Origin of the sequence: Streptomyces sp. E11-3 (genome assembly GCF_046540415.1) — a bacterium.
Taxonomy (GTDB): Bacteria; Actinomycetota; Actinomycetes; order Streptomycetales; family Streptomycetaceae; genus Streptomyces.
This window is the reverse complement of the sequence record NZ_JAZGRL010000001.1, coordinates 3,744,781-3,771,273: the sequence shown is the minus strand read 5'-3', so window position 1 is coordinate 3,771,273 and position 26,493 is coordinate 3,744,781. Positions and strand designations below refer to the sequence as shown.

Sequence of the window (26,493 nt, the reverse complement as noted above, 5' to 3'; positions counted from 1 at the left end):
TTCGGGCCGAAGCCCGGGGGAAGGGGGCCGAGTTGGTCGAAGACCTCTACCGGCTCTTCGGCCGGGCTGGGCTCGGGGAGGAGCTTGGCGGCCTCGGCCAGGGCCTTGCGGGCACCCGTCGCGGTGCGGAAACGGGCGTCCGGGTCGGGCTGCAACAGGGTGGCGACGACCTGCCACAGCGGCTCCGGGATACCCTGCGGCGCACCCGGCGTGCCGTGCTCGGCGAAGTGGTCGACCAGCGCTTCGGCGTCCGGCTTGGCGCCCTCCAGCAGATAGAGCGCGACGAGTCCGGTGGCGAACAGATCGGCGGCGGAGTGCGGCTCCGCGCCCAGGAGTTGCTCGGGGGCGAAGTAGCCGGGCGTGCCCATCACATAGTCGGTCTGGGTGAGCCGTGGCTCACCCCGGCGCATCGCGATACCGAAGTCGGACAGCCGCAGATGCGGCCGCCCGGTCCCGGTCGCCTCAAGGAGGATGTTGGCCGGTTTGATGTCGCGGTGCACGACACCCTCCGCGTGCACCGCGCTGAGCCCGGACAGCAGCTGGTCGAGCAGCGTGCACACATACCGCGGCGGCAGCGGCCCGTAGTCCCCGATCAGGTGGGCCAGCGAGCCGCCCGCGACCAGATCCATGGTGAACAGGACCTGGTCGTCGTCGGCGGCCCAGCTGGCCGGAGCCAGCAGGTGGGGGTGGTCGATCCGCAGCGCCTGCTCGCGCACGAAGCGCAGCAGGGAGTGTGCGTCGCGCTGCCGCAGCACCTTGGCGGCCACATAGCGCCGGCGCCGGCGGTCCCACACCCGCCATACGGCACCGGCGCCCCCGCTGCCGATCGGATCGACCAGCTCGTACCGGCCGGCGAACACCTCACCCATGGCCCCGGCTCCCCCGGCTGCGTCAGTTCTGATGAGCCTCGTAGTGGGCGACGGCGTCCGAGGTGCGTCCGGCGCCGTACACCTTGAGGAACTCTGCCAGTTCGGGGTGGGTCGGGGCGAGCTTGTCCGCGGCTTCGATGATGTCGCCGGCGGCCGAAACGGAGCGCAGCAGGGACTGGATCTCGCGGACCACCCGCTTGACGGTCGGCGCACCGGTGGTGCTCGGCGTCTGGGTGGTGCTGGTCAGGACCGAGCCGCCCTGGGACTTCTTGATCTCTTCCATCCGCTCGGTCGCCTCGGCGGCGCTGACACTGCCGTCCGCGACCTGGCCCGCCAGCTCCTGCAGGTGCTGGACCCGCTGCACCACGGCCGGGTTGCCGATCTTGGCTCGCTGGCCGCTCATCAGCTGCGACAGCATGGGCGCCGACAGGCCGAGCACCGCGGCCAGCCGGGCCTGGTTCAGCCCCAGGTCGTCGATCAGTCGACGGAAGAGCGCCCCCAACGGCTCCCCGTACCAGCTGCGCTGCAGTTCCCTGGCTCTCGCGGTCGCTTCCTGCTGTGCTGCATCCATGGCGTCTCCCCTTCGCTGCTGCGAACCTCGTCGAGCATCTTACGGAGAGTGGTGGTGAACCGGGACCCCCAATCCTTTTGTGAGAACCGGGGGGAGACCCGGTACTCTGGTCTGCGGCGGTCATCCGGCATGATGTGGGAGACCGGTGATCCGCCGATTCCGGGGCCTTAGCTCAGTTGGTAGAGCGCTGTCTTTGCATGGCAGATGTCAGGAGTTCGACTCTCCTAGGCTCCACTCATAAATGCCCTCTGACCTGTGGAAACGCAGTTCAGAGGGCATTTTTGTGCCCATCGGTGGGCACGATGTGCCCACCGGCCGAATCGCGGCCCTTGAACCGACAGGGGCGAGGGTCGGCTATCTCCCCCGTGAGTACCCCAGGCCTTCCAGAGTGTGGGAGGGGGTGAGCGCCGCGGGCCAGGTTTCCTACTCGTTTGATACAGTGCGGATATGTCCGAGACGACGTACAGCATCGGTGAGGGGCCGGCGACCCGGGTCAGTCTCTCTCTGCCCGAGGGGACAGCTGATGCGATCCGTGCCCGGGTCGGCAAGCGTGAGTTTTCCGCGTTCATTGCCGCGGCCGTCGAGCGGGAACTGCGTGGCCAGGTGCTGGACGAGTACTTGGCCGATTACGAGAGCCGCAAGGGGTCGGTCTCCGAGCAGGCGCGGCAGCGGGCGCGGCAGGTTTTCGACGAGGTGTTCGCCGAAGAGGGTCAGTGGCCCGCCGCAAGCTGAGCCACGAGGGGACGCTGGTCCTGGACAGCGAGGGGCTCTCCAAGCTGCTCGGCGATGACGAGACGGTGGTGGCCCTGGTCGCGGAGGCGCGGTCCCGTGGCATGGAGGTGGTGATCAGTGCGCTCACCATCATCGAGGCCGTGCATGCCCGTACGAACAGGGCGCGGCTGGGCTGGGTACTCTCCGGCCTGCGCGCCGTGCCGGTGGGGGATGAAGAGGCGAAGGCGGCCTCGGCGCTGTTGATGGGGGCTGGGCTGCGTGGTCACAAGTACGCCATCGATGCGGCTGTGGCTGAGGCCGCCCTGCGGCAGCAGCGTCCGGTTGTCATGCTGACGTCGGATGTCGACGACATGACCAAGCTGTGTGGCAACAGGGTCCGTGTCATCGCCGTGTGAGCTACCCCGGCGTTGTGACGCGTAGCCAGAAGGCAGCTGACAGACGGGCATCGCCGAGCCATGGACGCCCTTACTGGGGGCCGTGAGGGGGAGGGCCGCCGCCAACTGCGTTCACCCGCGGCGGCCTCTCGTGTGCTCAGGATTCGGTACCGGGCGGTGTGGACGGTCGGTGGTGCTGGAACCGTTGTTGGTGGCGCTGCCGAACGTGTCATGGATCGCGGTGTGTCCGGCCGTAAGCCGGGCGCGGGGAAAGCCCCGACCGGCGGGGGACGATGCGGTCGGGGCCTTCGTCGGGGCGAGTCAATGCTGCTTGGCGGTCGCGCGGGTCAGGCGGTGCAGGGCCAGGGCGATGCAGGCGGCGAGGGCCGCGCAGATCACCAGGGCCAGGAAGCCCGCGCCGACGCCGGTGGTCATGGCCTGGGGAGGGGCGATCCCGGTGTCGAGTTCGTTCCGCACGGAAGCCGTCAGGATGGTGCCGATCACCGCGATGCCCAGCGCGGCGCCGGACTCGTTGAAGGTGTTCAGCAAGCCGGAGCCGACGCCGGCCTCCTCCGGGCGGACGTGCGAGGTGCCGATGCCGTAGAGCGGGACGAAGACGGTGGGCAGGCCCGCGCCGATGACGGCCAGCGCGATGGTGGCTACGGCGGTGCTGGAGGGCCCGGAGGCGAGCACGGACGCCCCGGCGATCTGGGCGATCGCACCGACCAAGTACGCGCCGCCAGGGCCGACGCGGCCGATGAGGCTGGGCACCACGAGGGCGAAGACGAGGGAGGCAAGACCCATCGGCAGCAGCGCGAGGCCAGTGGCGAAGGCACTGAAGTCGTGGGAGCCCTGGAAGTAGTTGCTGGCCAGGTAGGAGCTGCCCATCATCACCATGGCGGCGAGCAACAGGCCGAGGCTGCTGAGCCAGTACGCCGGGATGCGCAGGAGGTGCAGCGGCAGCAGTGGGTCGTCCTCGCCGAGCTCCACGCGGGCTACGACCGTGAGTAGAACGGCCGACAGGGCCATGCTGCCCCAGGCTGTGCCGGAGCTCATGCCGTCGTGGAGGCGGATCAGGCCGAACGACAGGGCGGCCAGGCCGGTGGTGGCCAGGAAGGCGGAAGGGAACCGCAGGGAGCGCTTGCCGGTGGGCGCCATGGCGGGAACGCTGCGCAGTGCGATGACCCCGACGGCGAGGCTCACCGGAATGTTGATCAGGAAGGCCCAGCGCCAGCTGACGGCCGAGACGATGAAGCCGCCGAGCACGGCGCCGATGATCGCTCCGACTACGCCGAGGCCGCTCCATATGGCGAGGGCGGCCTTCTGCTGGCCCTCGTTGCGGTAGACGGTGATCACGAGCGAGAGCGCGGCTGCGGACAGGACCGCCGCACCCAGGCCCTGGAGCGCGCGGCCGGCGATGAGCAGTTCCTGGTTCGGGGCCAGGCCGCACAGGACGGACGCGACCGCGAAGGCGGTGAGTCCGCCAAGGAAGGCGCGGCGGCGGCCGATCACGTCGGCGACGCGTCCTCCGAACAGCAACAGGCTGCCGTACATGAGGATGTAGGCGCTGATTGTCCATTGCAGGGCCGTGGGAGTGGCGGGGAGCTGGGAACCGATCGAGGGGAGCGCCACGTTCACGACTGTCGCGTCCAGCATGACCATCAGCTGGGCAACGCCGACCGCGGCCATCGGCATCCAGGAGGCATTGGGTTCCTCTTGGAAGTGTTCCTGATCGTTTTCCTGCTTGGCATCCAGTAGCGGGGTCGCCTCAGACATGGGTGCTTCCTTTCCTTCGACGCGGCAAGATGCATGCGCATGAATCGAAAACGTAATGGGTGCGGACCTAGACTGCAAAGCGTGGTGACGACTCCGCTGACCGACCGGTGGCTGACCCTGGTGCGCATCTGTTCGCAGGTGAACCAGAGGATCGAGCGCACCCTGTCCGACGACTACGACCTCTGCGTGAGCGCCTACGAGATCATGGAGGTGCTCTGGCACGAACAGGAATGGGTGCGCCCCGGTGAGGTGAGCACACGTACCTCACGAAGCCAGCCGCAGGTCTCACGGCTGCTGGCGCAGATGGTCAACGAGGGGTACGTGGAGCGCGCACCGTCCCCCGGTGACGGCCGTGGCGCCCAGATCAAGCTCACCGCCTCGGGGCGGAAGGTCTTCGAGCAGGCTGCCGCGACGGTCGAGGGCCTCCTTGTGGAACTAACCGACGAGAACGCCGAGGCTCGTGCCGTGATGACCTAAGGCGGCACGTACTGAACCGTGCCGCGGTTTTTCGGTCAGGCGCCGCGGGCGGGGGATCGTGCGCTGGTCCCCGCCCGCGGCCCCGACTTCAGCGCGTCAGGACACAACCGGGGCGCGTGTACGGCCGGGCGCGTGCGTGGTGGCGGCCTGGCGGGCAGGACGCCGACCGCGGCCGGGAGTGACCGGTGCGTGGCTGCGGCCCTGCCCGAGGTGGCCGATAGCCGGACGCAGGCCGGTAACGACGAAGGAACCCCGCAGCCAGCGGTCCACTCCGTCGTAGCGCGGGGCGAAGTCAGTACGTCCGTGCACCGCACGGCGGTTGTCGAGGGCGATCGACTCGCCGGGCTGGAGCACCAGCCCCTTGAGCGATCGCAGCATGGCGCCCTCCAGCCGCTCCAGCGCGGCCTGGGCCCGCGTCGTCGTCGCGACCGTCGCGTGGAAGTCGACCTTGAGGTCGGGGAACTCATCGGTCCCGGACAGGACCGGCGTGGCGGGAGTCAGCAACCCCGTCGACTCGTCGTGGTCGGCCCGCCGGCAGATCAGGGTCGTAGCGCAGCAGGTTGGCCAGGAGCTCGGCGTCCGCCAGATCGTTGACGGCCACGATCTCGATGTCCGGCAGAGCGAGCGCGACGCGGGCGACCGTCCGTCCGATGCGGCCGAAGCCGTTGATGGCGATGCGGGTTGCCATGGTGGCGGTTCTCCTTGTTTCAGAAGGTCAGGCGGCGGCGCGCGCCTTTGCGTTCCGCCAGGAGGACAGGGCGAGCAGCGCCGCGGCGAAGAAGGCCGCCGAGGCGATGAGCGCCGAGATGTGCAGGCCGGGGACCAGCTCTCCCCGGCCCGCGATGAGGGAGGCGAACAGGGCGACGCCGAGCGAGTTGCCGATCTGGCGTGCCACGTTGAACACCGCCGAGGCCACACCGGCGTGCCCGGTGGGCGCGGCCTGCACGATGGCGGCGGTGGCCGCCGGGACCGTGCTCGGCGTGGCGAGGCCGGTCGCGATAAGGGCGGGGAGCAGCATCCAGTACGGGTGTCGGGACCGGCGAGCAACCAGCCGATGAACCCGACGCCGCCGAGTAGCAGAGCCCCGGTCATCGGTACGTACGGGCCGTATCGCGCGGTCAGCCGGCCGGACAGCGGAGCGGCGACGATGGCCATGCACACCGTCGGCAGCAGGGCGAGACCGGCACCCAGCGCGGAAAGCCGCTCCGGACAACGCCGCTCCGGACAACGCCGTCCCCGAGGGAGCCGAGGCCGCAGCCGCGGCCCGCAGGCCCGTCCGGGTGACAGCCCCTGAGCGGGACGCCGGCGGCGCGGAACCAATCCGCCAGGCCGTCGTTGTTGCTGGGATGGCCGTCGTTGCTGGGAGAGCCGTCGTTGTTGCGATGGCCGCAGGCCGAGGGCCAGCCGCCCCATGCCCAGCGACACCCAAGACCGCGGGAGTGTGTGTGAAGGTCGCCTGCGTCGGCGGAGGCCCCGCCGCGCTGTACTTTTCGATTCTGCTGAAACGGCACGCCTCGTCCCATGACATCACCGTCTACGAACGGAACCCGGCCGGGGCCACCTACGGCTGGGGGGTGACCTACTGGCCCGACATGCTGGAGAAGCTGCACCACCACGACCCCGAGTCCGCTCTCGCCATCAGGGAGAACTCGGTGCGCTGGCGGGACGGAGTGGCGCATGTGGGCGGGGCCACCACGGTCCACCACGGGGACGAGGGCTTCGCCATCGGACGGCACCGGCTCCTGGACCTCCTCGCCGCGCGCGCCGAGTCCCTGGGCGTCCGCATCGAGTACGGCCAGGAGATCGCCGGCAGAGACCAGGTGCGGGACAGCGACCTCGTCGTGGCCGCGGACGGCGCGGGCAGCAGGCTGCGCGAAGCCGATACCCAGCACTTCGGCACGCACACCGCCATGGGCCGCAACCCCTACCTCTGGCTCGGTACGACCAAGGTGTTCACCTCCTTCACCTTCGCCTTCGTCGAGACCGCCCACGGCTGGATCTGGTGCTACGCGTACGGATTCAGCGAGGAGCAGAGCACCTGCGTCGTCGAGTGCTCCCTCGAGACCTGGTCCGGCCTCGGCCTCGGCGAGATGAACCAGGACGACGCCCTGCGCCAACTGGAGAAGCTGTTCGCCGAGCTGCTCGACGGCCACCCGCTGATCGGCCGTACGGACGTCGCGGGCCGTGCCCTGTGGCAGACCTTCCGCACCCTCACCAACGAGACCTGGTCGCACGGCAATCTGGTCCTGCTCGGCGACGCCGCGCACACCACCCACTACTCGATCGGCGCCGGCACCACCCTCGCCATGCAGGACGCCATGACCCTGGCCCGCGTACTGCACGAGACGAGCGAACTCCGGCCCGCGCTCGTCCAGTACGAGGCAGAGCGCAAGGCCGCCCTGCTCTCCGTCCAGAGCGCCGCCCGGCACAGCGCCCAGTGGTACGAGAACCTGACCCGCTATATCGGCCTGGCGCCGCCCCGGATGTTCGCGCTGCTCGGCCAGCGGCACTCGCCGCTGCTCCCCTATGTCCCACCGCAGCTGTACTACCGGATCGACCAGGCCGCCAACCAGCTGACGGCACTGCGCGGCCTGAAGCAGTGGCTGGGCCCCCGGCTCGCCCGCGCGGTCCAGCGCCGCTCCCGGACTGGGACACGCCCGCCGACGGGCTGACTACGGCAGTCGCCCGCATGACCCCGGGCCCGGCACGTCCACGTCTACGCCTCCCGAGTGGGTGAACCCGGCTGCCCGTATCCCCCGGCCCCTGTGGGCCGTTGCTGATGACATGATCTCAACTCGACGAGTAATCGCCGCCGTAGCGCTCACCGCCGGTGCATCGGCCCTCGCCATGCCCGCGGCGAGCGCAGCCCCGTTGGGCGGCGCCGAGGCCGACAAGCTGTCCGCGACGTCCACCATCGACACCCTGTCCGCCATGTCGCTCCCGCCCGAGCAGCAGGGCCAGGTGCCGGACGTGCCCAGCCAGCTCGGCGGACTGAGCCAGCTGGACAAGCTGCACCAGGTGACCGACCTCGCCGCGCCGGTGATGGGGTTCGTCCCCGCCATCGAGTAGCGGCCGCGGGCATGACGAAGGGGCAGCCGCGTCAAGTGGCTGCCCCTTCGTGGTGTTCGGCTTCGGCCGTCAGTTGTTGCCGGCGCCGTTGCCGGACAGGACCGCGAGGTCGTCCAGGATGTGCGACAGCGGCTCGTCACCCTTGGCCTGGGTCGAGTTCTCGGTGCACTGCTGGTTCTGCGGGGACGACAGGACGTTGATGTCCTGGACGGAGACCGGCACCACGCCGACGATCGAACCGACGTTGAGCTTGGCGGGCAGGCCGACGCAGGGCTTGTTCAGCGAGCCCTGGACCAGCGCCATCTGCGGGCTCATGTCGCCGTACGTCTCGGAGTTGCCGTACGCCTGCATGGCGCCGTTGCCACTGGCCGACGTGGTGCCACCGTCGTTGCCGATGGCCAGGGCCTGAGGAGCGGTCACCGCTGCCATGCCGGCGACGGAGGCGGCGATCGTTGCGGTTGCCCACAGCTTCTTCATTCGTGTTCCCTTCAATGAGCGGGCTCCGGTCACGGAGCTGCGACTGGTCAACTAGGTGGCGGGCGTGCGGTTGCGGACTGCAACCCGATTGGCCTAATAACGGCCCGGGTCAGGAGCGGACGCGGAGCAGACGAGTGTGTCGCCGCGCACGGGGTACTGGACGTCCATCCGGGGCGGATCAAGCGGCCTGGCAGGGGAGTTCAGGGGCGTCAGGGCCTGATCCCTGTTGATCCTGGCGAACATCTCCGCGGCCTTGTCCTTGTCCCAGCGCAGGGTCGACCCGACGCCTTCGATCAAAGGGTTGAACCCGGCGAGCGGCACGGTGGTGAACTCGGTCTGGGACGCGGGGAGATAACTCAGCCTCCTGGTCAGGGAGATGAGTTCGGCGACGGTGAAGCCCTGGTCGACCCGTGTCGAACCGAGGACCTTCCTCGCCAGGTCGTCCGCCGTGAACGGATTGGCCAGCAGGTGTCTGCTGCCCAGCCTGCGCAGAACACCGACCAGGAACTTCTGCTGCCGCTGGACCCGCCCGAGGTCGGCGCTCGCGTCGACCTTGCGCGACCGTACGTACTGCAGCGAGGGACCGCCCCCGAGGCGATGGGTACCGGGGCTCAGATCGAGCTTCGTGGCAGGGTCCTTGAGCGGCCTCGGAGTGCAGACGTCCACTCCGTCGACGGCCTCGACGCTGTCGATGAAGCGCCGGAAGTCGATCTGCAGGTAGCGATCGATCCGTACGCCGGTCATCTGCTCCACCGTACGGACGGACAGCGCGGGGCCGCCCTTCGCGTACGCCGCGTTGATCTTGGCGGGGTGTGCCGGTTGCTGCGCGCCGGTGCGCTTGTCGATGTGCGCGGGGATGTCCGCGTACGAGTCACGGGGGAGGCTGACGACGCTGACGTGATCCCGCATCGCGGACACATGGATCAGCATCAGGGTGTCGGCGCAGTCGCAGGCCCTGCCCCCCGCGTGGAACGCCGCTTTCTCCTCACGGGTGATGGTGTCCCGGCCATCCGTGCCCATGAGGAGGATGTTCGTTCCCGGTCCGTCTGCCGGACGGCTCTCCGGGTCGCCGATTTCGTCGAACACGTCGACGCGCTGGACCTGATACGGCAGCGCCACGGCCGCGTGCCCCGCTGCCGCCGCGGACATCAGAAGGACGCCAAGGGCGGCCGAATACCGCACGGCCTTTCGCCGGTGACGCACTCGAGAAAAAGGGTTCTTCGGCATGCGGCACGCTCCACTGCGGGGGGACGTTTCTGCCGAGAAGATAAACCCACCGTTTTGCCCGGCCGAGCCGTCAGTGGTACGGCGCGCGAGAATAACTCTTTCGCTCTAAAATGCGCCCCGCCCCAGCCGAGCGGCACCGGCTCACTGGGGCGGACGCGCCACACGGCCGACGGCTCAGCTGTTGCCGACGCCGTTGCCGGCCAGGACCGAGATGTCGTCCAGGATGTGCGACAGCGGCTCGTCGCCCTTGGCCTGGGTCGAGTTCGATGTCGTCCAGGATGTGCGACAGCGGCTCGTCGCCCTTGGCCTGGGTCGAGTTCTCGGTCGTCCAGGATGTGCGACAGCGGCTCGTCGCCCTTGGCCTGGGTCGAGTTCTCGGTGCACTGCTGGTTCTGCGGGGAGGAGAGAACCGGGATGTCCTGCACGGTGACCGGCACGACGCCGACGATCGAACCGGCGTTGATCTTGGCGGGCAGGCCGATGCAGGGCTTGTTCAGCGAGCCCTGGATCAGCGCCATCTGTGGGCTCATGTCGCCGTACGTGGCCGAGTTGCCGTAGGCCTGCATGGCACCGTTGCCGCTGTGGGAGGTCGTGCCGCCGTCGTTGCCGATGGCCAGCGCGGGCGCGGCGGCGGCAGCCGACAAGCCGGCAACGGAAGCGGTGACCGCGGCAGCCGCCAGGACCTTCTTCATCATGAGAGATTTCCCTTTCGTTGGACTCCCTCCTGGGAGCTCCCTGCACAACTCCGCACCGATGAGTTGGTTGTCTGGGTTCACCCGGACGGGGCGTTTCGGATTGCTGCGTCCGAGTGAAGCGCCGGAACTATTCGCCGTGTTGCCAGTTGGCCAGATGGCAGTAAACGGCGTGCGTCAGAAAAGGAATGAAAATGCTCAAGAAGGCAATGGCAGCGGCAGCAGTCGCCGCGTCCGTCGTTGGTGCTTCGGCCGCGGCCGCCGCGCCCGCGCTGGCGATCGGCAACGACGGCGGCACGACGTCCGCCAGCGGCAACGGTGCCATGCAGGCGTTCGGCAACTCGTCGACGTACGGCGACATGAGCCCGCAGCTCGGTCTCGTGCAGGGCTCGCTCAACAAGCCCTGCATCGGTCTGCCGATCAAGGGCAACGCGGGCTCGATCGTCGGCATCGTGCCGGTCACCGTGCAGGACATCAACGTCCTGTCGTCCCCGCAGAACCAGCAGTGCGTCGAGAACTCGACCCAGGCCAAGGGCGACGAGCCGCTGTCGCACATCCTGGACGACCGAGAACTCGACCCAGGCCAAGGGCGACGAGCCGCTGTCGCACATCCTGGACGACATCGAACTCGACCCAGGCCAAGGGCGACGAGCCGCTGTCGCACATCCTGGACGACATCGCGCTCCTGTCCGGCAACGGCGCCGGCAACAGCTGATCAGTCAGGACACCAAACGGCTCGGGCTGCCCGCCTCTTCCAGCGCTGGCGGCCCGGGCTTTTTGTTCACCAGCCCGTTCTGGAAGGAGAGGGACAGCTATGGCTCTGAAGAAGAGCGCAACGTTCGTCGCTGGTGTCGTCATGGGACTTGGCGTGGCAGCACCGGCGCTCGCCGACTCCGACGCCGAGGGCGGGGCCTCCGACTCGCCGGGCATCCTGTCCGGGAACAGCGTGCAGGCACCCGTGACCGCGCCGGTCAACGCCTGCGGCAACAGCGTCGACGGCGCCGCCCTGCTGAACCCGTCCTTCGGCAACGCCTGCGCCCACACGTCCGACGCCGCGGAGGAGGAACCGCCGGGAGGGTACGGCGATGACACCGGGTACGGCGATGACATCGGCTACGGAGATGACACCGGGTACGGCGAAGAGGCCCCGCCCGAGAAGCCGCAGTCGCCCCCGCCGGCCAGTCCTGAGAAGCCCGCACCGGGCCCACCGGGCGAGCCCGTGTCCGTCTCCGTACCGCCCGCGCGCGGGCCGGACACCGAGGCCGCCGCACCCGCCCCGCACGCGGAGCTGGCCGAGACGGGGACGGACCCGCGCCTCATCGGGGCCGCTGCCGCCGCCGGCGCGGCACTGCTGGCCGGTGGCGGAGTCCTCTACCGCAGGGGACGCACCGCGGCTCGCTAGCGCGCGCGAGGGGTCGCCTGCCCGCGCCCGTACCCACCCTCTTCACTCGTTCGCCCGCGCTGTCACCCTCTCGGATGGCGCCTCTCATGTTCATGTGACTAAGTGTCAAGAATGGAGAGAGCGCGGCGCAGAGGAACAGAGGAGTAGCGGGTATGGCCCCACAACGTCGAACGACGAAGAGCCGACGTCCCCCGCTGGTCGCGGTGGGGATTCTCGCCGCGGCGGTGATGGCGTCCGGCGCCTTCTACATCGGGCAGGCCGGCGCGATCTCCCGCGCCGAACCGTCCCCGTCCCCCTCCCCCTCCTCTTCACTCTCCCCGACTCCCTCCCCGTCCCCGGCTTCTTCGGGGTCCGCGTCTCCGGCTCCCAGTACGAGTCCGAGTACGAGCCCGAGTTCGAGTACGAGCCCGGACGGGACCGAGGCGGAGCAGCGGTTCCCCGCGTTCGGTGCCTACCTGGACTACGGTCCGCGGGGCGTCACGCGGATGGCGGAGCTGTCCAAGTGGCTGGGGAAGGCCGACCTCCGGGTCGGCCACACCTATCTTCCGGGGGACCGCTGGAGCAACATCGCGGGCGCGCCGAACTTCCTCGAGAGCTGGGCCGAGTGGCGCCGTGAGCGCGACGACCGGCTCTTCGTGCTGAACGTTCCGATGATGGAGCGCAACGAGGAGGGGGTGTCGGACGCGGAGGTGCGCACACTGCTGCGCCGCGCCGCCAAGGGCGAGTTCGACCGGCACTTCCGTACGCTGGCCGAGCGGCTGGTCGACCTCCAGGTGCCGGACACGGTCATCGTGCTCGGCTGGGAGATGAACGGCGTCACGTACACCCACCGCTGCGGCCCCGACCCGGCGTCCTGGAAGACGTACTGGAAGCGGATCGTGACCGCGATGCGCTCGGTGGAGGGCCAGGAGTTCCAGTTCGACTTCGCGCCCAACCGTGGCCGGGACGCGGTCCCCTGGACGCAGTGCTACCCGGGCGACGACGTGGTGGACATCATCGGGATGGACTCCTACGACCAGCCGTCGGGCAAGAGCTTCGACGAGCAGGTCTCCGAGCCGTACGGGCTCCAGGCGCATGTCGACTTCGCGCGGAAGCACGGCAAGCCCATCTCGTACCCGGAGTGGGGCCTGTTCCGCAACGGCGACAACGCGGAGTACATGCGGCGGATGCTCGCCTGGATGGACGAGCACGAGCCGCTGTACAACACCATCACCGACTACTGCCCGCACGGTGTGTGGCGGTGCTCCGAGAACCCGCAGGCGTCCCGCGTCTACCAGTCGGTGCTCTCCGGCCGGGTCGACCCGACACCGGACGAGACTCCCGTCGAACCGACCCCCGTCGACCCGACGCCCGAGCCCTCGCAGCCGGTGCGCCCGCCGCGCTGCTCCTACCTCGACCTGGGCGACTGGGTGGAGTACTGGATCGGCGGCAAGCTGTGCATCCGCTTCGACTGGTGGGAGCGGCGCTCCTGATCAATACGCCTAGGGCGAGTGGCGGCCGGTCGGTTACGACGGGCCGTCACCGCGCTCCCGCCAGGCGCGCAGCGCCCGCTTCGCTCCGGAGCGGGCCGCCGCGGCCGTGAGCAACGCGGCCAGTTGGGGTGCGGTGCGGCGGCGCGCGAGGAGCAGGCGCTGGTTGACGAGGGTGTGCGGCCGCCAGTGGCGCTTGTAGGGCTCGTTACCGCGCAGCAGGCTCAGTACGCCGGGCGTGGCGCCGCCTGGGAGGGGCTCGGCGCGGAGCTGGTCGGCGCAGGAGCGCAGCAGCAGCGTGGCGACATCGGCCTTCTGCTCCCGCAGCCGCGGATGCGCGCCGTAGAGATAGCCGCCGGCGAGCTGGGGGGAGCGCAGGGTCAGGTCGGCGGCCACCACCGTGTCGTCGAGCCGGAACTCCGTGACCACCGCGTCGCCGGTCTCGGCCATCAGCGCGACCGACCGGGTGAGGTGCTCGGCGAAGCGCGGCCGGAGGTGTTCGGTGGTCACCTTGCGGCCCTGCCACTGCAGTTGGTGCAGTTCGAGCAGGCGGTGGACGGACCGTTCCACTTCGGGCGGCGGCACGACGCGCCGCTCGATGCCCAGCGCGTCGAGCTTGCGCATCTTGGCCCGCGCCCGCTGGGCACGCGGCTTGGCGAGACGGCGTACGAGGTCGTCCATCGGGAGGGCGGGCAACTCCAGGCAGAGCGAGTCGGCCAGGCGGCGCCGAGGGCCGCGCCATCGGGCGTAGACCCGTTCCACCGCGCTGTCCGGACGCGCCTCGCGGAAGTCGATCACGGCGGTACGGGCGAGGCTGCGGAGGCCTTCGGTCAGCGCGTCGGCGGCGCGGTCCGCCAGATCCGGGGACGCGTCGTCGATCAGTACGTCGCTGAAGTCGGACAGGGCGCTGCCCAGCGGCACCAGGGTCGGCAGCGGTCGCAGCCGGCGCATCAGCGGGGCCGCGGCGACGAGCCGGTCGCCGTCGCGGACGAGAACGATGCGCAGGCGCCCGGTCCTGCCGTACGAGAGCCACCAGGAGTGGAGCCAGGCGTGGCTCTGGAACGGTGTCGCCGCCCGGGAACGCCGATGCAGGAGGTTCCACTCGGCGCCGAGTCCGGCGAACTCGCTCGCGTCGGTGCACAGGCTGACGGTCAGGGCGTGGTCGGCCTCGGCCATCAGGCACCGCCCCGCAGTTCGGCGGCGGCGGCCGGGGCGGGCACCGTGGCGGTGGCCTCCTCGGGGGCGCGGCGCGGCCGGACGAGCAGCACGAGGCCGCCGAGCAGGCCCCCGGCGCTGGCGCCCACCAGGGTGGTGACGGTGGCCGACGCCGACGAGGGGGCGGACGGCTTCACGGCGCGGGAGAGCCGCTGGAGCTGGACGTGGGTGTCCTTCTTGGTCTGCCCGGCGTTGACGATCAGCGCCTGGGAGACGGCGTTGGCGATCCGTACCGCCTTGCCTGGCTCGTCGGCGGAGGCCGAGACGGCCACCATCGGCGCGTCGGGCGAGGTCTCCGCCCGCACGCTGGAGCGCAGGGTACGTACCGGCACGCCCGCGCTGACCTGGGCGTCGCCGAGCACCGCGAGCTGGGTGGCCACCCGGCCGTAGGCCTGCGCGAAGCCGAGCGCGGCGGACGGGTCGGACTTCTCGGTGGGGACCGCGATGACATAGCTGGTCGCCGTGTACTCGGGGGTGCTGGCCACGGAGTACAGGCCGCCGGTCAGTGCGCCGAGCAGGGCGCAGGCGGGCAGCGGCCACCACCGGGGCAGTCGCTTGGCCAGCGCGGTCGGCCGGGTGAGCAGGGTGCTCGGGCTGAACCGCCTGGTGGGGGCATCGGTCGTCATCACATACTCGCTCTCGGGGTCGATCCGCCCATGGCCGCCGCGTACACCCGCATGTGCTGTGCGGCGCTGTCGGTGATGCTGTAGTGCCGTGCGGCCCGTGACGGCGCTCTGGATCCTGCGCGCGCCGCCCGCACGCGCAGGGCGGCGCGGGCGAAGGACGCGGGGTCGCCGGGGATGCGGGTGGCCCCGGTGTCGATTCCGGGTGGCAGGTCGTCGACGGCCGGGCAGGCTACGTACAGGACGGGGAGACCGGCCGCCAGGGCCTCCACGACGGCGAGGCCGAACGCCTCGTCGGCGGACGGGGACGCCAGGACGTCCATCGCGGACAGCAGGGCGGGCAGCGCGGGGAGGCCGGACTCCTGGGCTGTGGCGGTGAGATAGGGCCGCTCTCCGGCGAGTACGACACGGTCGGGTACGCCGAGGTGCCGGGCCGCGTCCCGCAGCCGATCCTCCTCCGGGCCCGCGCCCACGAGCAGCAGCCGTACGTCGCCTGGCAGTTCGGCCAGCGCCCTGACCAGGACGTCGAAGCGCTTGCCCGGCACCAGGCGGCCGACGCCGCCGATGACGAACGCGTCCGACGGCAGCCCGAGCCGATCGCGTGCCGCCGCGCGGGCCGCGGCGTCGTAGGCGAAGTGCGCGGTGTCGACGCCGTTCGGCACGACGTGTACGCGCTGCGGCGGTACGCCCCAGCGGCACAGCCGGTCCGCGACGGAGGCGGAGACGGCGATCGTGGCCCGGCCGAGCCGCTCGCCCGCGAGATACAGCGAGCGTACGCCGGGGGACAGTCGGCGCCCCTCGATCTGTGTGTCGCCCAGCGAGTGCTCGGTGGCGACCACGGCGCGAACCCCCGCCAGGCGCGCGGCGATCCGGCCGTACAGGCACGCGCGGTACAGGTGGGTGTGCACCAGGTCGTAGCGGCCCTGCCGGATGAGGCCGGTCAGGCGGGGCAGGGCGCGCGGATCGCGGTTGCCCGCCATGCCGAGGTGGACGACGCGTACGCCGTCGGCGGCAAGACCCTGGGCGACCGGGCCCGGGTTGGTCAGCGTGACCACGTCGCAGTCGGCGGGCAGGTGCCGCAGCAGGGTACGGAGTTGCTGCTCGGCGCCGCCCACGCCGAGCCCGGTGATGATGTGCAGGGCCCTCATGCCGTGCGCTCCGGGCTCTCCTGGGCACCGCACGCGGACGTCCACGAGCGGCGGCGGAACTGGTACAGGCGCCGCTTGAGCTCCAGTCGGCTCGGGGTGTCGCTCTCGCCGATGTGCACGCGCGGCAGGGCGTACTCGCTGGTGAGCTCGCGGGGTGAGATGGCGCAGCCGTACCGGTAGCCCGCTTGCCGGACGGCGTCCATCAGTGGGCGGCTGACATCTCCGTACGGATAGCAGAAGCCCTGCGCCTCACGGCCGGTGAGCTCCTCGATCAGGGCCTTGCTGTCGCGGATCTCGGCCCGCAGCAGGTGCTCTTCGGCGTGGGTGAGGCTGATGTGTGTCAGACCGTGTGAGCCGATCTCCATTCCGGCGGCGGCGGCCGCCCGGATGCCCTGGGCGGTCAGCAGCGGCTTGCGCGGGCCCAGCGGGTCCCAGGCGTTCTCGCCGCCGAGGCGGCCCGGCAGCACGAAGACGGTGGCGTGGCAGCCGTAGTGGCGCAGCAGCGGCAGCGCGTTGTCGACGAAGTCGCTGTACCCGTCGTCGAAGGTCAGGCCGACCAGGCCGCGTCCGGTGCCGCGCGCCAGGGCGTCCAGGAGCTGGGAGACGCTGACGCCGCGCAGGCCCCGCTTGCGCAGCCAGAGCAGCTGCTGCTGGAGGCGTTCGGGCGAGACGGTGACCTTGTACGGGTCGTCCGAGCAGTCGTCGACCGAGTGGTACATCGCCACCCAGGGGGACTCGCCGGGCAGCCATCTCTGTGCGCGGTGACTGATCCCGGTCAGCGGAGGGACAACGGGTGGGACGGCGGGTGGGACGGCGGGAGGGACGGTTTCAACGGGCATGGCGCAGCTTTCTGGTCGCGGTTTGGACGGCAGGAAGAAGTGCCTGTGCTCTCAGGGCCCACAGCAGAAGAAGGAACACCGCCCCGACCGCCGCGAAGCCGACGGCCGCGGCGGCCAGGGGCTGCTCCACGCGTGCGGCGCACACCAGCCCGACGGCGGTCGCGCACACCGCGGCGAGCAGCGGCTTGGCCAGTTCGAGCAACACCTTGGGGATGCGTACGGGGATGCCGCGGGTGCCCATGGCGGCCAGCAGCAGTACGGCGGTCAGCGTGATGCCCAGGGCGTTCGCCGCGGCGATGCCCTGGACGCCCCAGGGGCCGACCGCGAAGGCCCCGACGCCCGCGGTGGCCGTCATGCCCGCCGCCATGGAGAGCACCGGATACCAGGTGGGGCGCCCGGCCGAGAAGTACGAGCGGACCAGCACGCCCACCAGGCAGTGGCCGAGGAGCCCCAGTGCGTAGACCCGCATCACGGCGGCCGTCGCGGCGGTGTCCTGGGCGGTGAACGCGCCCCGCTGGAACAGCAGCTGGATGATCTGCGGCGCGCAGGCGAAGACGGCCGCGGCGCCCAGCAGGACGATGCAGGCCGCCGCGGCGAGGTCCCGTTCGACACGCTCTCTGGCCCGCTCCAGGTCGCCACGGGCCATGGCCCGCGCGACGACCGGGAAGGTGACGGTGGCCAGCATCAGCGAGAGCACCATCGGCAGCTGGGCCACCTTCTGGGCGTAGTTGAGATGCGAGATGGCGCCCGCGGGCAGCGACGAGGCCAGGAAGCGCTCGATGAGCACCTGCGACTGGCGGCACAGCGCGAACAGGAGCACCGCGGCGATCAGCAGCAGGTTCATCGAGCGGTCCTTGACCGGCTCGGAGGCTGGGTTTTCGCTGTTGCCGCTGTTCGCGCTGGGCTGGACGTACGGCGCGGAGACCAGCCTGCGCCGCAGCGAGGGCGCCTGGATGGCCACCATGAGACAGCCGCCCACCGCGACGCCGACCGCGGCGGATCGCACGCCCCAGCGGTCGGCGAAGACCAGCATGGTGGTGATGATGCCGATGTTGTAGGCGAGGTAGATGGCGGCGGGTGCCAGATAGCTGCTGTGGGCCCGCAGCGCGGCGCTGCAGTACCCGGTCAGACCGAAGGTCAGTACGCAGGTGGCGGTCAGCCGGGTGCAGTCGACGGCGAGTTGCGGATCGGGCAGGCCGGGGGCGAGCAGCGCGACCAACTGGGGTGCCCCCAGCATCAGCAGCAGGGCCGCGGCCAGGCAGGCCAGCGCCAGCCGCGGCAGTGACGTCGCCACCAGGGCCCGTACCGGATCGGGGGCCGTGGTGGCAGCGCTGCGGCGGGCGAGCGCCGCGCTGAACGCGGGGACCAGGACGAACGCGAGACCGTCCTCGATGAGCAGGGTGGAGGCCACTTCGGGCACGGTCCAGGCGACCAGGAACGCGTCGGTCTCGCTGCCCGCGCCGAAGAGGTGGGCGAGTGCCTGGTCGCGGCCGAGGCCGAGCAGCGCGCCGGCCGCCGCGAGTACGGCGGTGAGCAGGGCCGCTCTGGCCAGGAACCGATTCGATGAGCGCGGCGGCTCCTGACCGGTCGTGCGCGTATGCGCGGGCACCGGCTTGGTGACGCGACGCGGCTGCGGCGGCACAGCGGGAATCCGCAGCGCCTTGGTGCCGCCGACGGCGGGGGTGAGCGGTCTCATGGCCTGGGCGCTTCTTTCAGGTGTGCCGCCGGCGCCAGGGCCCACCAGGCGGCCAGGCCGAAGACGAGGGAGGTCAGCACGGTGGAGGGGCCGCCGATGTCGGCGTACGCGAAGTCGATCAGCTGCCACAGGAGCAGTCCGCAGGCGACGAGCGCGCAGTCCGTCCCGTACGGAACAGATCGCGTCGTGCCGTACGGAACGGGTCGCGTCGTCCCGTACGCGGCGGTCCGCACCCGGTGCAGTCGGCGCAGCCCGAGCACCAGCAGGGCGGCCCAGCTGCCGGCCATGGCGCACAGGCCGAGCAGGCCCTGCTCGCTCAGGACGAGCAGATACATGTTGTGCGGGGACAGCAGGGGCTGGCGGCGGAATCCGGCGCCCGCACCGGCGGTGTCGCTGCCCGACGAGAGGGCCAGCGAGGCGTGGCTGTCGCGGTGGGCGGGGAAGTTCTTCAGCCCCACACCGGTCACCGGGCGCTCCTGCCACATGTCGATGGCCGCGGCCCACATGGTGTACCGGTCGGTGACGGACTGGTCGGGGGCGTCGGTGACCTGGGTGATGCTGCTCAGGCGCTCCTGGAGCATCGCGGTGCCGATCCCGAGGCCGCCCACCAGGACCACGCCGACCGCCGCGGCCACCACGATCAGCCGGACCGCCCGGCGCAGGCCCGCGAGCAGCACCTGAGCCGTACAGGCCAGGGCGGTGGCGATCCACGCGCCGCGGCTGAAGGACAGTGTCAGCGGCAGGACGAGCAGCAGGGCGCACAGGAGTGCGGGGGCGCGCTGGCGGGCGTTGTCGCTCCCGAGCGCCAGCGCCACCGCGCAGATCACTCCGTACGCCACCACCGTCGCCATGCCCATCACATCCGACGGGCCGAAGGTGCCGACGGCGCGGATGTCCGCGCCCGCGTACGAGGCGCCGGTCCCGGTCAGGTACTGATGGACGCCGATCGCCCCCTGCCACAGGGCAAGGCCGACGAGGGTCCAGGCCACCAGACGGAAGTCGCGCCGGTCGCGGACGAGCAGCACCACAGCCACCGGTACGAGCACGAAGACCTGGCAGTAGCGCACCATGCCGGTCACCGCGTCCGGCAGCGTGTTCGCCCCAACGGCTGCCACGGCGATACCGATGACGGGCAGTCCGAGTACGAGGGCGCCTGTCCGGGTCAGCGGCCGCTCCGCCCGCCGTACCGCCCGCACCACGCAGAAGACCACCACCCCCGCGGAGATCGCGTCGGCCGGTGTACCGCCGCCGCCCGCCTCCGCCGCGCCGGGTGCGACGGGCAGGCCCAGCGAGCAGATCAGCAGCAGGAGCGGCAGCACCGGGGCCGCATCCCGCAGCACGCGGGGCAGCGCGATCGCGTAGGCGGTGCGCGGGGCGGCTTTGGTGGCGGGGGCTGCGGGGGCTGCGGGGGCGCTCACCTGCCTCAACTCCCCGTCGGGCGGATGAGCGAGGCGACCGTACGCAGCAGGATGCCGATGTCCCGCCAGAGCGACCAGCTGTCGATGTACGCGTTGTCGAAGCGGCAGCGGTCCTCGATGGAGGTGTCTCCGCGCAGCCCGTGTACCTGGGCGAGCCCGGTGATCCCGGTCGGCATCCGGTGCCGGTCCGCGTAGCCGGGGTGGCTCTCGCTGAACTTGGCGACGAAGTACGGGCGTTCTGGGCGCGGGCCGACCAGGCTCATGTCACCCCGGAAGACGTTCCACAGCTGGGGCAGTTCGTCGAGCGAGCTCCGCCGCAGGAAGCGGCAGAACCACCGCATCTTCCGCTCGTCCGCGACGCTCCAGCGGGTGGCCGACTCCATGGGGTCGGCCGGGCGGTGGGTACGGAACTTCAGCAGGGTGAAGGGTTGCCCGCCCTTGCCGATGCGCTCCTGCCGGAAGACCACGCCGGGCCCTTCGCGGAGCCGCAGCCAGAGCGCGCACACCAGCAGCACCGGGCTGGTCAGGACCAGCAGGGCGCCGGAGACCACCAGGTCCAGGGCGCGTTTGCCGGGGTGGAAGCGGCGCGGCTCGACGGCCACCGGACAAAAGCGGTAGCCCGCCAGGTAACGGGGAGCGCCCCGGTCGGGGCGGGCGGTGTACGGCGAGGGCTGGGCGTCGATCTGCCATACCTCGCAGTGGAGTTCGCCCAGGGCGCGCAGCCAGGCCCTGTGCTCGGGCGCGCCGGGGCTGCCCATGAGGAGGGCGCGCTGTACGCCGTTCTGGATGACCGCGCGGCGGAGTTCGTCCACCGTGGTCAGCACCGGCAGCGTGGGCCCTTCGACGGCCGCGCCGCTGGGGCCGTCCACCGCCGCCGCACCGACGATGCCCACCAGCCGTACGCCGCTTGCGGGATGGCGCTGCAGCGCGGCGGCCACCCGTGTCGCCGCCGTCTGAGGGCCGATCAGCAGGGCCGCGATCGGGTGCCGTACGGCGGTGGCCCGGCGCCCCCCGTACACGAGTCCGCGCCCGGCGACCGCCAGCAGGAAGTGCAGTGCGCAGCCCGTGGCCAGCACGGTGACCGGGAGTGGCTCCAGGCGTGGCAGACCCGCCAGCAGGGCCGCCAGGGCGCACCAGACGACCGCGATCCGGCCGCCGACGGCCGGGCAGTCGTCGAGCAGAAGGCGCGGCTCGCCGCTGCGGTAGAGACCCGCCTGCCCGTTCAGTACGGCGAGCGCGACGACGAGGGCGGCGATCAGCACGGGGTGGCGCTGCGGCGGGGTCAGCACCAGGGTGCCGCCCAGCGCGGCCGCGCCGTCCACCAGCAGCAGGAACGTACGGGATGTGCGGTGGGCGGCCCGGCGCCTGCCGCTGAGGGTGAGGGTGCCGCCCGCCGCCGTACGAGGCGCGATGACCGAGACGAGCGAGATGGGCCGCGCCGCGGTGCGCGGCTGCCCGGCGGGGGACGCGGCGGTACGTTCCGGGCTCACGTGGCGATCGACTCCCTGTGCTTGGTGGGCTCCACACCCAGGAGCTCGCGGTACACCTCGGCCACCGCGCCGGTGGTGCGCCGGATGTCGTGCCGGGCGCGTACGTGGCGGTGTGCCTGGTCACCCAACGCGCTGCGGTGGCCGGGGTCACGCATCAGACCGACCAGCGCGCGGGCCAGCGCCTCGGAGTCACCGGGGGGAACCAGGCAGTGCGGGGCGAGCTCGGGCGGCAGGCTCTCGCGTGCGCCGTCCACGTCCGTGACGAGCGCCGGCCGCCCGCAGGCCATCGCCTCCAGCGGGGCGAGGGCCATGCCTTCCCACCGGGAGGGCAGGACGACGAGGTCGGCCGCGTGGTACCAGTCGACGGTCTCGTCCACGGCGCCGACGAACCGTACGGAGGCGGGGGCGCTTTCACGCAGCCGTGCCGCGTCGGGCCCGTCCCCGACCAGGGCCAGCCGGGCATCCGGCAGTTCGCGCAGCACGGCGGGCCAGGCCGCGAGCAGCACGTCCTGCCCCTTCTGCTGGCAGAGGCGGCCCACACACACCACCAGCGGGCCCGCGTCGGGCGTGACGCGGTCCGGCCGCGGTGGGCGGAAGCGTGCCAGGTCCACGCCGTTGGGGATGACCGTGCACTGCGCGCTGATGCCGCTTCGCCGCCCCGTGTCCCGCTCCGCCGCGCTGACGCAGATGACGCGCGCGGCCCAGCGGGCGGCGAAGCGCTCCCAGCGAAGCGCCAGTCGGGCGGCGGTGCCGCCGACGGCCTCGAACGACCAGGCGTGCGGCTGGAAGACGGTGGGCACCCGGCCCCGCACAGCGAGCCGCGCGGCCAGACCGGCCTTGGCGCTGTGCGCGTGGATGACGTCCGGACGGGTGGCGCTGACCACGGCCGCCAGGCTGCGCACCTCGCGCACCAGGCCGGGCCCGGGGGAGCGGGTCGCCTGCCAGGGCCGTACGCCACAGCCGAGACCGGCCAGCGCGTCGGTCAGTGCCCCGCCGGGCGGGCAGGCCACGGACACCTCCATACCGGCGGCGAGCTGGGCGTGCACGAGGTCGGTGAGTACCCGGGCCACGCCGCCGTCGACGGGTTGAGTCACGTGCAGTACGCGCATGGCACGGCCCAGGGATTGAGGCATGACCGATTTCCCCTTCAGTCAGTCAGGGATAAGGAGACTGCTGACGACGCATGACGAGAAATGTGAAAGTCGTATTTATTGCTCGTCTTCCCGTGCCCTGTACCGCTCGGGCGAGGGGAAAGCAACAATAGCCACCCGAGATCATCTGAACCGATGGATCGAGGCGTGTGTCGGATAAGTGAAATGTGTGACCTTCGGTCATCGTGGATGCCTGTCACCCGAACGGGTGCGCAACTCCTCGCCAGCTAGACCGTTGCTCCAAAGGCCGGGGCTAAGCCCTGGCACAACACATCAACCCCCGAGGAGTACTTTCCATGTCGCGTACCGTGAAGGCCATTGCCTTTTCCGCCGTGGCGGCCGCCGCCCTGGCCGGCTCTGCCGGTGTTGCCGTCGCTGACGCCGGCGCGCAGGGTTCCGCTGCCCACTCCCCCGGCGTGCTCTCGGGCAACGTCGTCCAGGTGCCCGTCCACATCCCCGTGAACGTCTGCGGCAACACCGTGAACGTCATCGGGCTGCTGAACCCGGCCTTCGGCAACACCTGCGTCAACGACTGATCCGACGCAGCCTGTCTCTTCCGCAGCCGCCCCCGCCAGGGGCGGCTGCTCCCTTTTTCCGGGGCGTTCGCCTGCCCCGAATGGGGGAGGGCGGGCTGACTGTCCGCCAAAGGGCTGATTCCACCCTCGACCTGGGAGGACGGCACGGGCGCCGCAGGTCGGTGAACGCGGACCGCCGTCACCCGGTTGCACTGCGTGGCCGCCACTCGCACGGTGATCTCAAGATCGGACAAAACACCGAAAAGGAGATCTCATGCCCGCTCTACCCGTACGGCGCCTAGCGACCTCAGCGCTCTGCGCGACACTCCTCTTTGGCGCCGCGGCACCAGCGATCGCGGCGGAGGACGGCGCGGACCGCGCCCGCCACGCGGCGGTGGCCGGCGAGCCGGTCCCGAACGCGGACGCGCTGCTGGCCCAGGTCACGGAGCTCGGCGACGTCGGCGGGGTGCTCGCCCCGACCACCGATCTGGTGGAGGCGGTCGTCAAGGCCGAGGACGGGCAACTGTCCGCGGAGGACGCGGAGAAGTACAGCGCCGCGGTCAAGGAGGCCATCGACGCGGTCAAGGAGCAGGCTCCGGCTCCGGAAGTGCCCGAGGTCCCCGCGGTGCCTGAGAACGGCACGGTGCCTGAGAACGGCACGGCGTCCAGCGACGGGAAGGCGAAGGCCCCGCTCGACCTGCAGGACGACGCGCTGGCGGCCCTGCAGTCCGCGGTCGACGCCCTGATCGCCGCGGCGACGTCCGGCGATGTCACCGCGGTCGCCACGCAGGTCCCGGTCGTGCTGACCGGCCTGGTCAACTTTGTCGTGGCCACGGTGCTCGGCGGCGGGCTGCCCGCCCCGGACCTGCCCGGCCTGCCCGAGCTGCCGGCGCTGCCGGAGCTCCCGGTGGACACGCCCGAGCTTCCGGTGGACACCCCGGAGCTTCCGGTGGACACCCCCGAGCTGCCCGTGGACACGCCTGAGCTGCCCGTGCCCAGCCTCCCGTAGCAGGTCAGCGCCTGCGCTGCAGCAGGCGCTGAGCTCGTGCCCGCCGCGTCGGCCGTCAGGCCCACGCGGCGGGCTTTTATATGAAAGTTCACTTCCTGTCACTCAAGCGCGGCCGAGAAATTCCGTGCCCTGGGGTTTCCGTAGCGGATGACGCTCGTTGAGCAGGAGGAAGCGAGACAGCGGGCATGCGAAATGCCCCGAACGGTGATTCCCCACACGGGTGACACATTGTCGCCGAAGAAAGGAAAATGATGAAGGCTCTGAAGGCCGCTGCCGTTGTTGCCGGTTCCCTGGTCATTTCCGGTGCCGCCGCCCCCGCCTTTGCCTCGGACCTCACGCCGACGAGCCTGAACGGCGCACTGGACACCCTCACCAGCCCGGCGGCCCTCGAAGAGGCGAAGCCGCTGCACACCGACGCGCTCGACCCGCAGGACGCGAACTCCCTGGTGAACACCGTCACGGGCGCCACGGGCGACCTGGACGTCGGCGGCCCCAACTCGCCTACCAGCCTCCTCGGCGGCCTGCCTCTCGCCAAGTAATTACCTCATCTCGGCTAATTGCGCCGAGTGAGCGAAGGAATCATCCGGGCGTGTTCCTGCGCCTCAGTGCGTAGCCCGGCCTCATAAGGTACGGAAAACCCCGTATGGAAACCCCCTAAGGAAGGTTTGAAATGAGCTCTGTCAAGAAGGCCGCCATGGTCGTCGTGGGTGCCGGTCTCGCCGCGGGTGCCGCTTCCGGCACCGCTTTCGCCGACGCGGGCGCGCAGGGTGCGGCCGCGCACTCCCCGGGTGTCGGCTCCGGCAACCTCGGCCAGGTTCCGGTCCACGTTCCGGTCAACGTGTGCGGCAACACCGCCAACCTCATCGGGGCCCTCAACCCGGCCTTCGGGAACACCTGCGTCAACGACTGAGACAGGTGCGCGATTTCCGCGCACCTGTAGCCGCGTAACGAAGGCTGGTCTGGCGGAACTCGTTCTGCCGAACCAGCCTTCGGCGTTTGCGCCAATCGGGTGACATTTTCACGAGCGGGCCGCACCGCATGGCTAGGCTGCCGACGTGACTTCAACGCCGAGCGCCGACACCGCATTTCAGCCCGCCGATCTGGGAACTCTCGCCGTCATTTCCTGGAGCGGTGAACATCCCGAAGAGGAAAAGGACATGCCCTTTCTCCTCGCCTACTCCCTGGGTGACGGCCCGGGAGGCCCCGACGCCTCGGCGCAAGCCGTCCGAGGACTGCTGGAGCAGACCGGACTGCCGGTCGGCGGAGACGTCCAGGACGGTGCGGGACAGCCCAGCTTCCCTGTATCGCTGCTGGTCCAGGCCGGTCAGGCCGTCATCAACATGCCGTATCTGAACGCCCAGTGCGTGGTTCCGCCCGAGTGGCTCAGCGCGGCCGAGGCGCGTGGCTACGCCTACTTCGTGTTCACCACGCGCCCCTGGCCCTCCGCGACGCCCGGCGAGCCGGTCACCGAAGAGGACCTCGCGGCGTTCGCGGGGGACGAGGAGACCCTCATCGCCGCGGCCCACTGCCGGCTCCCCGTACGGGAACTGCGCGGCTGACCGGGGCCTGGCCGCCCGCGCATTAGTGCCGTCGGGGGAATTCTGCACTGATGTCGTGCTTCGGGTCGTTAGCCCTGGTACGGCCACAACACGCAAAGCCGAAAGGGTCCGTGCCCGAGATGAAGATGACAGCCAAAGGGACGATCGCCGCACTGGTGGGCTCCGTCGCCGCAGCCACCGGAGCCGCCACCGCCGTCGCGGCGGAGCAGGTACCCGTCTCCGTTCCCCTGTCCGGAGTGGAGAACGCCCTGCACATGGAGGCTCCGAGGCTCAGCACCGGTGTGCCCATCCCGCTGCCGGGCGAACCCGAGGGTCCTCGGTATGTGGAGGGACAGCTGCTTCCGGACCAGATCCTGCCGCAGCTGCCGATCAGCAGTGAGCTGCCCGCGACTCAGGTGGTGACACCGCTGCCGCAGTTGGTACCGACCGAGACCGTGGACCACCTCGGGGTGGCCACCGACGGCTCCGACGTGGCGACCCGCACCCCGGGGGCTTCGGTGAACCCGCCGCTCACGGGGCCGCTGGCCAACCGCTTCGGCCTGCCGGACGTGACACTCCCGCAGGCGTCCCTGGAGACCCCGGCGGTGCAGTCCGAGCCGGGAGCCGAGCTGGGTCTCAGCTGAGCGACCCCAGGGGACCCGCTTTGACCAACCGCGGAGCCGGACACCCACAGGTGTCCGGCTCCGCGCCCGAAT

General features: G+C 70.9%; 29 protein-coding genes, 1 tRNA gene and 3 pseudogenes. 15 read left to right on the top strand and 18 right to left on the bottom strand.

Features of this window, described 5'->3' with window-relative positions:
• A partial coding sequence (locus U9R90_RS17350) for a serine/threonine-protein kinase (protein WP_411057357.1) occupies nt 1-869 on the bottom strand: 869 nt, incomplete at its 3' end.
• A gap of 22 nt (nt 870-891) precedes the next feature.
• On the bottom strand, nt 892-1,440 hold the full coding sequence (locus tag U9R90_RS17345) for a helix-turn-helix domain-containing protein (RefSeq protein WP_411057356.1): 549 nt from the start codon (nt 1,438-1,440) through the stop codon (nt 892-894).
• 161 nt (nt 1,441-1,601) lie between these two features.
• On the opposite strand from U9R90_RS17345, the gene U9R90_RS17340 reads away from it, so the two are divergent.
• The 3 genes from U9R90_RS17340 to U9R90_RS17330 all read left to right on the top strand — a co-directional run bounded on the left by U9R90_RS17340 (nt 1,602) and on the right by U9R90_RS17330 (nt 2,567).
• Nucleotides 1,602-1,674 (top strand) — tRNA-Ala (locus U9R90_RS17340).
• A 213-nt stretch (nt 1,675-1,887) separates the two neighbouring features.
• Complete coding sequence (locus U9R90_RS17335; RefSeq protein ID WP_411057355.1) at nt 1,888-2,172, top strand: hypothetical protein; 285 nt, start codon at nt 1,888-1,890, stop codon at nt 2,170-2,172.
• Entirely contained in the window at nt 2,154-2,567 is a 414-nt protein-coding gene (locus U9R90_RS17330; RefSeq protein WP_411057354.1) for a DNA-binding protein, read from the top strand. Before U9R90_RS17335 ends, U9R90_RS17330 begins: the two co-directional genes overlap by 19 nt.
• Before the next feature lie 300 nt (nt 2,568-2,867).
• Here the strand turns inward: U9R90_RS17330 and U9R90_RS17325 are convergent, their stop codons facing one another.
• Nucleotides 2,868-4,322, bottom strand: a complete 1,455-nt coding sequence (locus tag U9R90_RS17325; RefSeq protein ID WP_411057353.1) for an MFS transporter — start codon at nt 4,320-4,322, stop codon at nt 2,868-2,870.
• An 81-nt stretch (nt 4,323-4,403) separates the two neighbouring features.
• Here U9R90_RS17325 and U9R90_RS17320 point away from each other — a divergent pair, with 81 nt between their 5' ends.
• A complete protein-coding gene (locus tag U9R90_RS17320) occupies nt 4,404-4,799 on the top strand; it encodes a MarR family winged helix-turn-helix transcriptional regulator (RefSeq protein WP_411057352.1) in 396 nt (131 codons plus the stop codon).
• A 96-nt stretch (nt 4,800-4,895) separates the two neighbouring features.
• Here U9R90_RS17320 and U9R90_RS17315 read toward each other — a convergent pair whose 3' ends face one another.
• Genes U9R90_RS17315 through U9R90_RS17305 form a run of 3 tightly spaced genes read right to left on the bottom strand, consistent with a single transcriptional unit; the run spans nt 4,896 to nt 5,817 of the window.
• Nucleotides 4,896-5,303 (bottom strand): hypothetical protein, encoded by a 408-nt coding sequence (locus U9R90_RS17315; RefSeq protein ID WP_411057351.1) that lies wholly within the window; start codon nt 5,301-5,303, stop codon nt 4,896-4,898.
• A complete protein-coding gene (locus U9R90_RS17310) occupies nt 5,263-5,487 on the bottom strand; it encodes a glyceraldehyde 3-phosphate dehydrogenase NAD-binding domain-containing protein (RefSeq protein ID WP_411057350.1) in 225 nt (74 codons plus the stop codon). Before U9R90_RS17310 ends, U9R90_RS17315 begins: the two co-directional genes overlap by 41 nt.
• 27 nt (nt 5,488-5,514) lie before the next feature.
• Entirely contained in the window at nt 5,515-5,817 is a 303-nt protein-coding gene (locus U9R90_RS17305; RefSeq protein ID WP_411057349.1) for a hypothetical protein, read from the bottom strand.
• 427 nt (nt 5,818-6,244) lie between these two features.
• Between U9R90_RS17305 and U9R90_RS17300 the strand changes: the two genes are divergently transcribed.
• Both U9R90_RS17300 and U9R90_RS17295 read left to right on the top strand, forming a co-directional pair.
• Nucleotides 6,245-7,471 carry an FAD-dependent monooxygenase gene (locus U9R90_RS17300; RefSeq protein WP_411057348.1) on the top strand — a complete coding sequence of 409 codons (1,227 nt, stop codon included), beginning with the start codon at nt 6,245-6,247 and terminating at the stop codon, nt 7,469-7,471.
• 112 nt (nt 7,472-7,583) lie between these two features.
• Complete coding sequence (locus tag U9R90_RS17295; RefSeq protein ID WP_411057347.1) at nt 7,584-7,868, top strand: hypothetical protein; 285 nt, start codon at nt 7,584-7,586, stop codon at nt 7,866-7,868.
• 69 nt (nt 7,869-7,937) lie between these two features.
• Here the strand turns inward: U9R90_RS17295 and U9R90_RS17290 are convergent, their stop codons facing one another.
• The 4 genes and pseudogenes from U9R90_RS17290 to U9R90_RS17275 all read right to left on the bottom strand — a co-directional run.
• On the bottom strand, nt 7,938-8,345 hold the full coding sequence (locus U9R90_RS17290; RefSeq protein ID WP_411057346.1) for a rodlin: 408 nt from the start codon (nt 8,343-8,345) through the stop codon (nt 7,938-7,940).
• A 93-nt stretch (nt 8,346-8,438) separates the two neighbouring features.
• Entirely contained in the window at nt 8,439-9,494 is a 1,056-nt protein-coding gene (locus U9R90_RS17285) for an LCP family protein (protein WP_411057345.1), read from the bottom strand.
• 252 nt (nt 9,495-9,746) lie between these two features.
• Nucleotides 9,747-9,836 (bottom strand): annotated as a pseudogene (locus U9R90_RS17280) (RdlA protein); the annotation flags it as partial.
• Between the two features lie 35 nt (nt 9,837-9,871).
• Nucleotides 9,872-10,267 (bottom strand): annotated as a pseudogene (locus U9R90_RS17275) (rodlin); the annotation flags it as partial.
• A gap of 191 nt (nt 10,268-10,458) precedes the next feature.
• Here U9R90_RS17275 and U9R90_RS17270 point away from each other — a divergent pair.
• The 3 genes and pseudogenes from U9R90_RS17270 to U9R90_RS17260 all read left to right on the top strand — a co-directional run.
• Nucleotides 10,459-10,854: pseudogene (locus tag U9R90_RS17270) on the top strand (rodlin); the annotation flags it as partial.
• A 224-nt stretch (nt 10,855-11,078) separates the two neighbouring features.
• Nucleotides 11,079-11,666 (top strand): chaplin, encoded by a 588-nt coding sequence (locus U9R90_RS17265; RefSeq protein ID WP_411057344.1) that lies wholly within the window; start codon nt 11,079-11,081, stop codon nt 11,664-11,666.
• Nucleotides 11,667-11,818: 152 nt separating this feature from the next.
• The gene (locus U9R90_RS17260; protein ID WP_411057343.1) at nt 11,819-13,138 is read left to right on the top strand and encodes a glycoside hydrolase family 26 protein; all 1,320 of its coding nucleotides are present in this window, start codon (nt 11,819-11,821) and stop codon (nt 13,136-13,138) included.
• Nucleotides 13,139-13,171: 33 nt separating this feature from the next.
• On the opposite strand, the gene U9R90_RS17255 is transcribed toward U9R90_RS17260, so the two are convergent.
• The 8 genes from U9R90_RS17255 to U9R90_RS17220 are packed head-to-tail and all read right to left on the bottom strand — an operon-like array spanning nt 13,172 to nt 22,697.
• Nucleotides 13,172-14,311, bottom strand: coding sequence for a GNAT family N-acetyltransferase (locus tag U9R90_RS17255; RefSeq protein WP_411057342.1), 1,140 nt, complete (start codon nt 14,309-14,311; stop codon nt 13,172-13,174).
• Nucleotides 14,311-14,976, bottom strand: a complete 666-nt coding sequence (locus tag U9R90_RS17250; protein WP_411057341.1) for a lipopolysaccharide biosynthesis protein — start codon at nt 14,974-14,976, stop codon at nt 14,311-14,313. The genes U9R90_RS17255 and U9R90_RS17250 overlap by 1 nt, the downstream gene beginning before the upstream one ends.
• Nucleotides 14,976-16,121 (bottom strand): glycosyltransferase, encoded by a 1,146-nt coding sequence (locus U9R90_RS17245; protein WP_411057340.1) that lies wholly within the window; start codon nt 16,119-16,121, stop codon nt 14,976-14,978. The genes U9R90_RS17250 and U9R90_RS17245 overlap by 1 nt, the downstream gene beginning before the upstream one ends.
• Nucleotides 16,118-16,960 (bottom strand): polysaccharide deacetylase family protein, encoded by an 843-nt coding sequence (locus U9R90_RS17240; RefSeq protein WP_411057339.1) that lies wholly within the window; start codon nt 16,958-16,960, stop codon nt 16,118-16,120. Before U9R90_RS17240 ends, U9R90_RS17245 begins: the two co-directional genes overlap by 4 nt.
• Nucleotides 16,950-18,656, bottom strand: a complete 1,707-nt coding sequence (gene murJ / locus U9R90_RS17235; protein ID WP_411057338.1) for a murein biosynthesis integral membrane protein MurJ — start codon at nt 18,654-18,656, stop codon at nt 16,950-16,952. Before murJ ends, U9R90_RS17240 begins: the two co-directional genes overlap by 11 nt.
• Nucleotides 18,653-20,074, bottom strand: a complete 1,422-nt coding sequence (locus U9R90_RS17230) for an O-antigen ligase family protein (protein ID WP_411057337.1) — start codon at nt 20,072-20,074, stop codon at nt 18,653-18,655. Before U9R90_RS17230 ends, murJ begins: the two co-directional genes overlap by 4 nt.
• Before the next feature lie 5 nt (nt 20,075-20,079).
• Nucleotides 20,080-21,564, bottom strand: a complete 1,485-nt coding sequence (locus tag U9R90_RS17225; protein WP_411057336.1) for a sugar transferase — start codon at nt 21,562-21,564, stop codon at nt 20,080-20,082.
• Complete coding sequence (locus U9R90_RS17220; protein WP_411057335.1) at nt 21,561-22,697, bottom strand: glycosyltransferase; 1,137 nt, start codon at nt 22,695-22,697, stop codon at nt 21,561-21,563. The genes U9R90_RS17225 and U9R90_RS17220 overlap by 4 nt, the downstream gene beginning before the upstream one ends.
• A 314-nt stretch (nt 22,698-23,011) precedes the next feature.
• Here U9R90_RS17220 and U9R90_RS17215 point away from each other — a divergent pair, with 314 nt between their 5' ends.
• The 6 genes from U9R90_RS17215 (at nt 23,012) to U9R90_RS17190 (ending at nt 26,421) form a co-directional block, all read left to right on the top strand.
• The gene (locus tag U9R90_RS17215) at nt 23,012-23,251 is read left to right on the top strand and encodes a chaplin (RefSeq protein WP_411057334.1); all 240 of its coding nucleotides are present in this window, start codon (nt 23,012-23,014) and stop codon (nt 23,249-23,251) included.
• A 253-nt stretch (nt 23,252-23,504) separates the two neighbouring features.
• Nucleotides 23,505-24,239 (top strand): hypothetical protein, encoded by a 735-nt coding sequence (locus U9R90_RS17210; protein ID WP_411057333.1) that lies wholly within the window; start codon nt 23,505-23,507, stop codon nt 24,237-24,239.
• A gap of 251 nt (nt 24,240-24,490) precedes the next feature.
• Nucleotides 24,491-24,778 (top strand): hypothetical protein, encoded by a 288-nt coding sequence (locus U9R90_RS17205; RefSeq protein ID WP_411057770.1) that lies wholly within the window; start codon nt 24,491-24,493, stop codon nt 24,776-24,778.
• A 131-nt stretch (nt 24,779-24,909) separates the two neighbouring features.
• Nucleotides 24,910-25,149, top strand: a complete 240-nt coding sequence (locus U9R90_RS17200) for a chaplin (protein WP_411057332.1) — start codon at nt 24,910-24,912, stop codon at nt 25,147-25,149.
• A gap of 145 nt (nt 25,150-25,294) precedes the next feature.
• On the top strand, nt 25,295-25,798 hold the full coding sequence (locus U9R90_RS17195; protein ID WP_411057331.1) for a DUF5949 family protein: 504 nt from the start codon (nt 25,295-25,297) through the stop codon (nt 25,796-25,798).
• A 119-nt stretch (nt 25,799-25,917) separates the two neighbouring features.
• A complete protein-coding gene (locus U9R90_RS17190) occupies nt 25,918-26,421 on the top strand; it encodes a hypothetical protein (protein WP_411057330.1) in 504 nt (167 codons plus the stop codon).
• Nucleotides 26,422-26,493 lie beyond the last annotated feature (72 nt).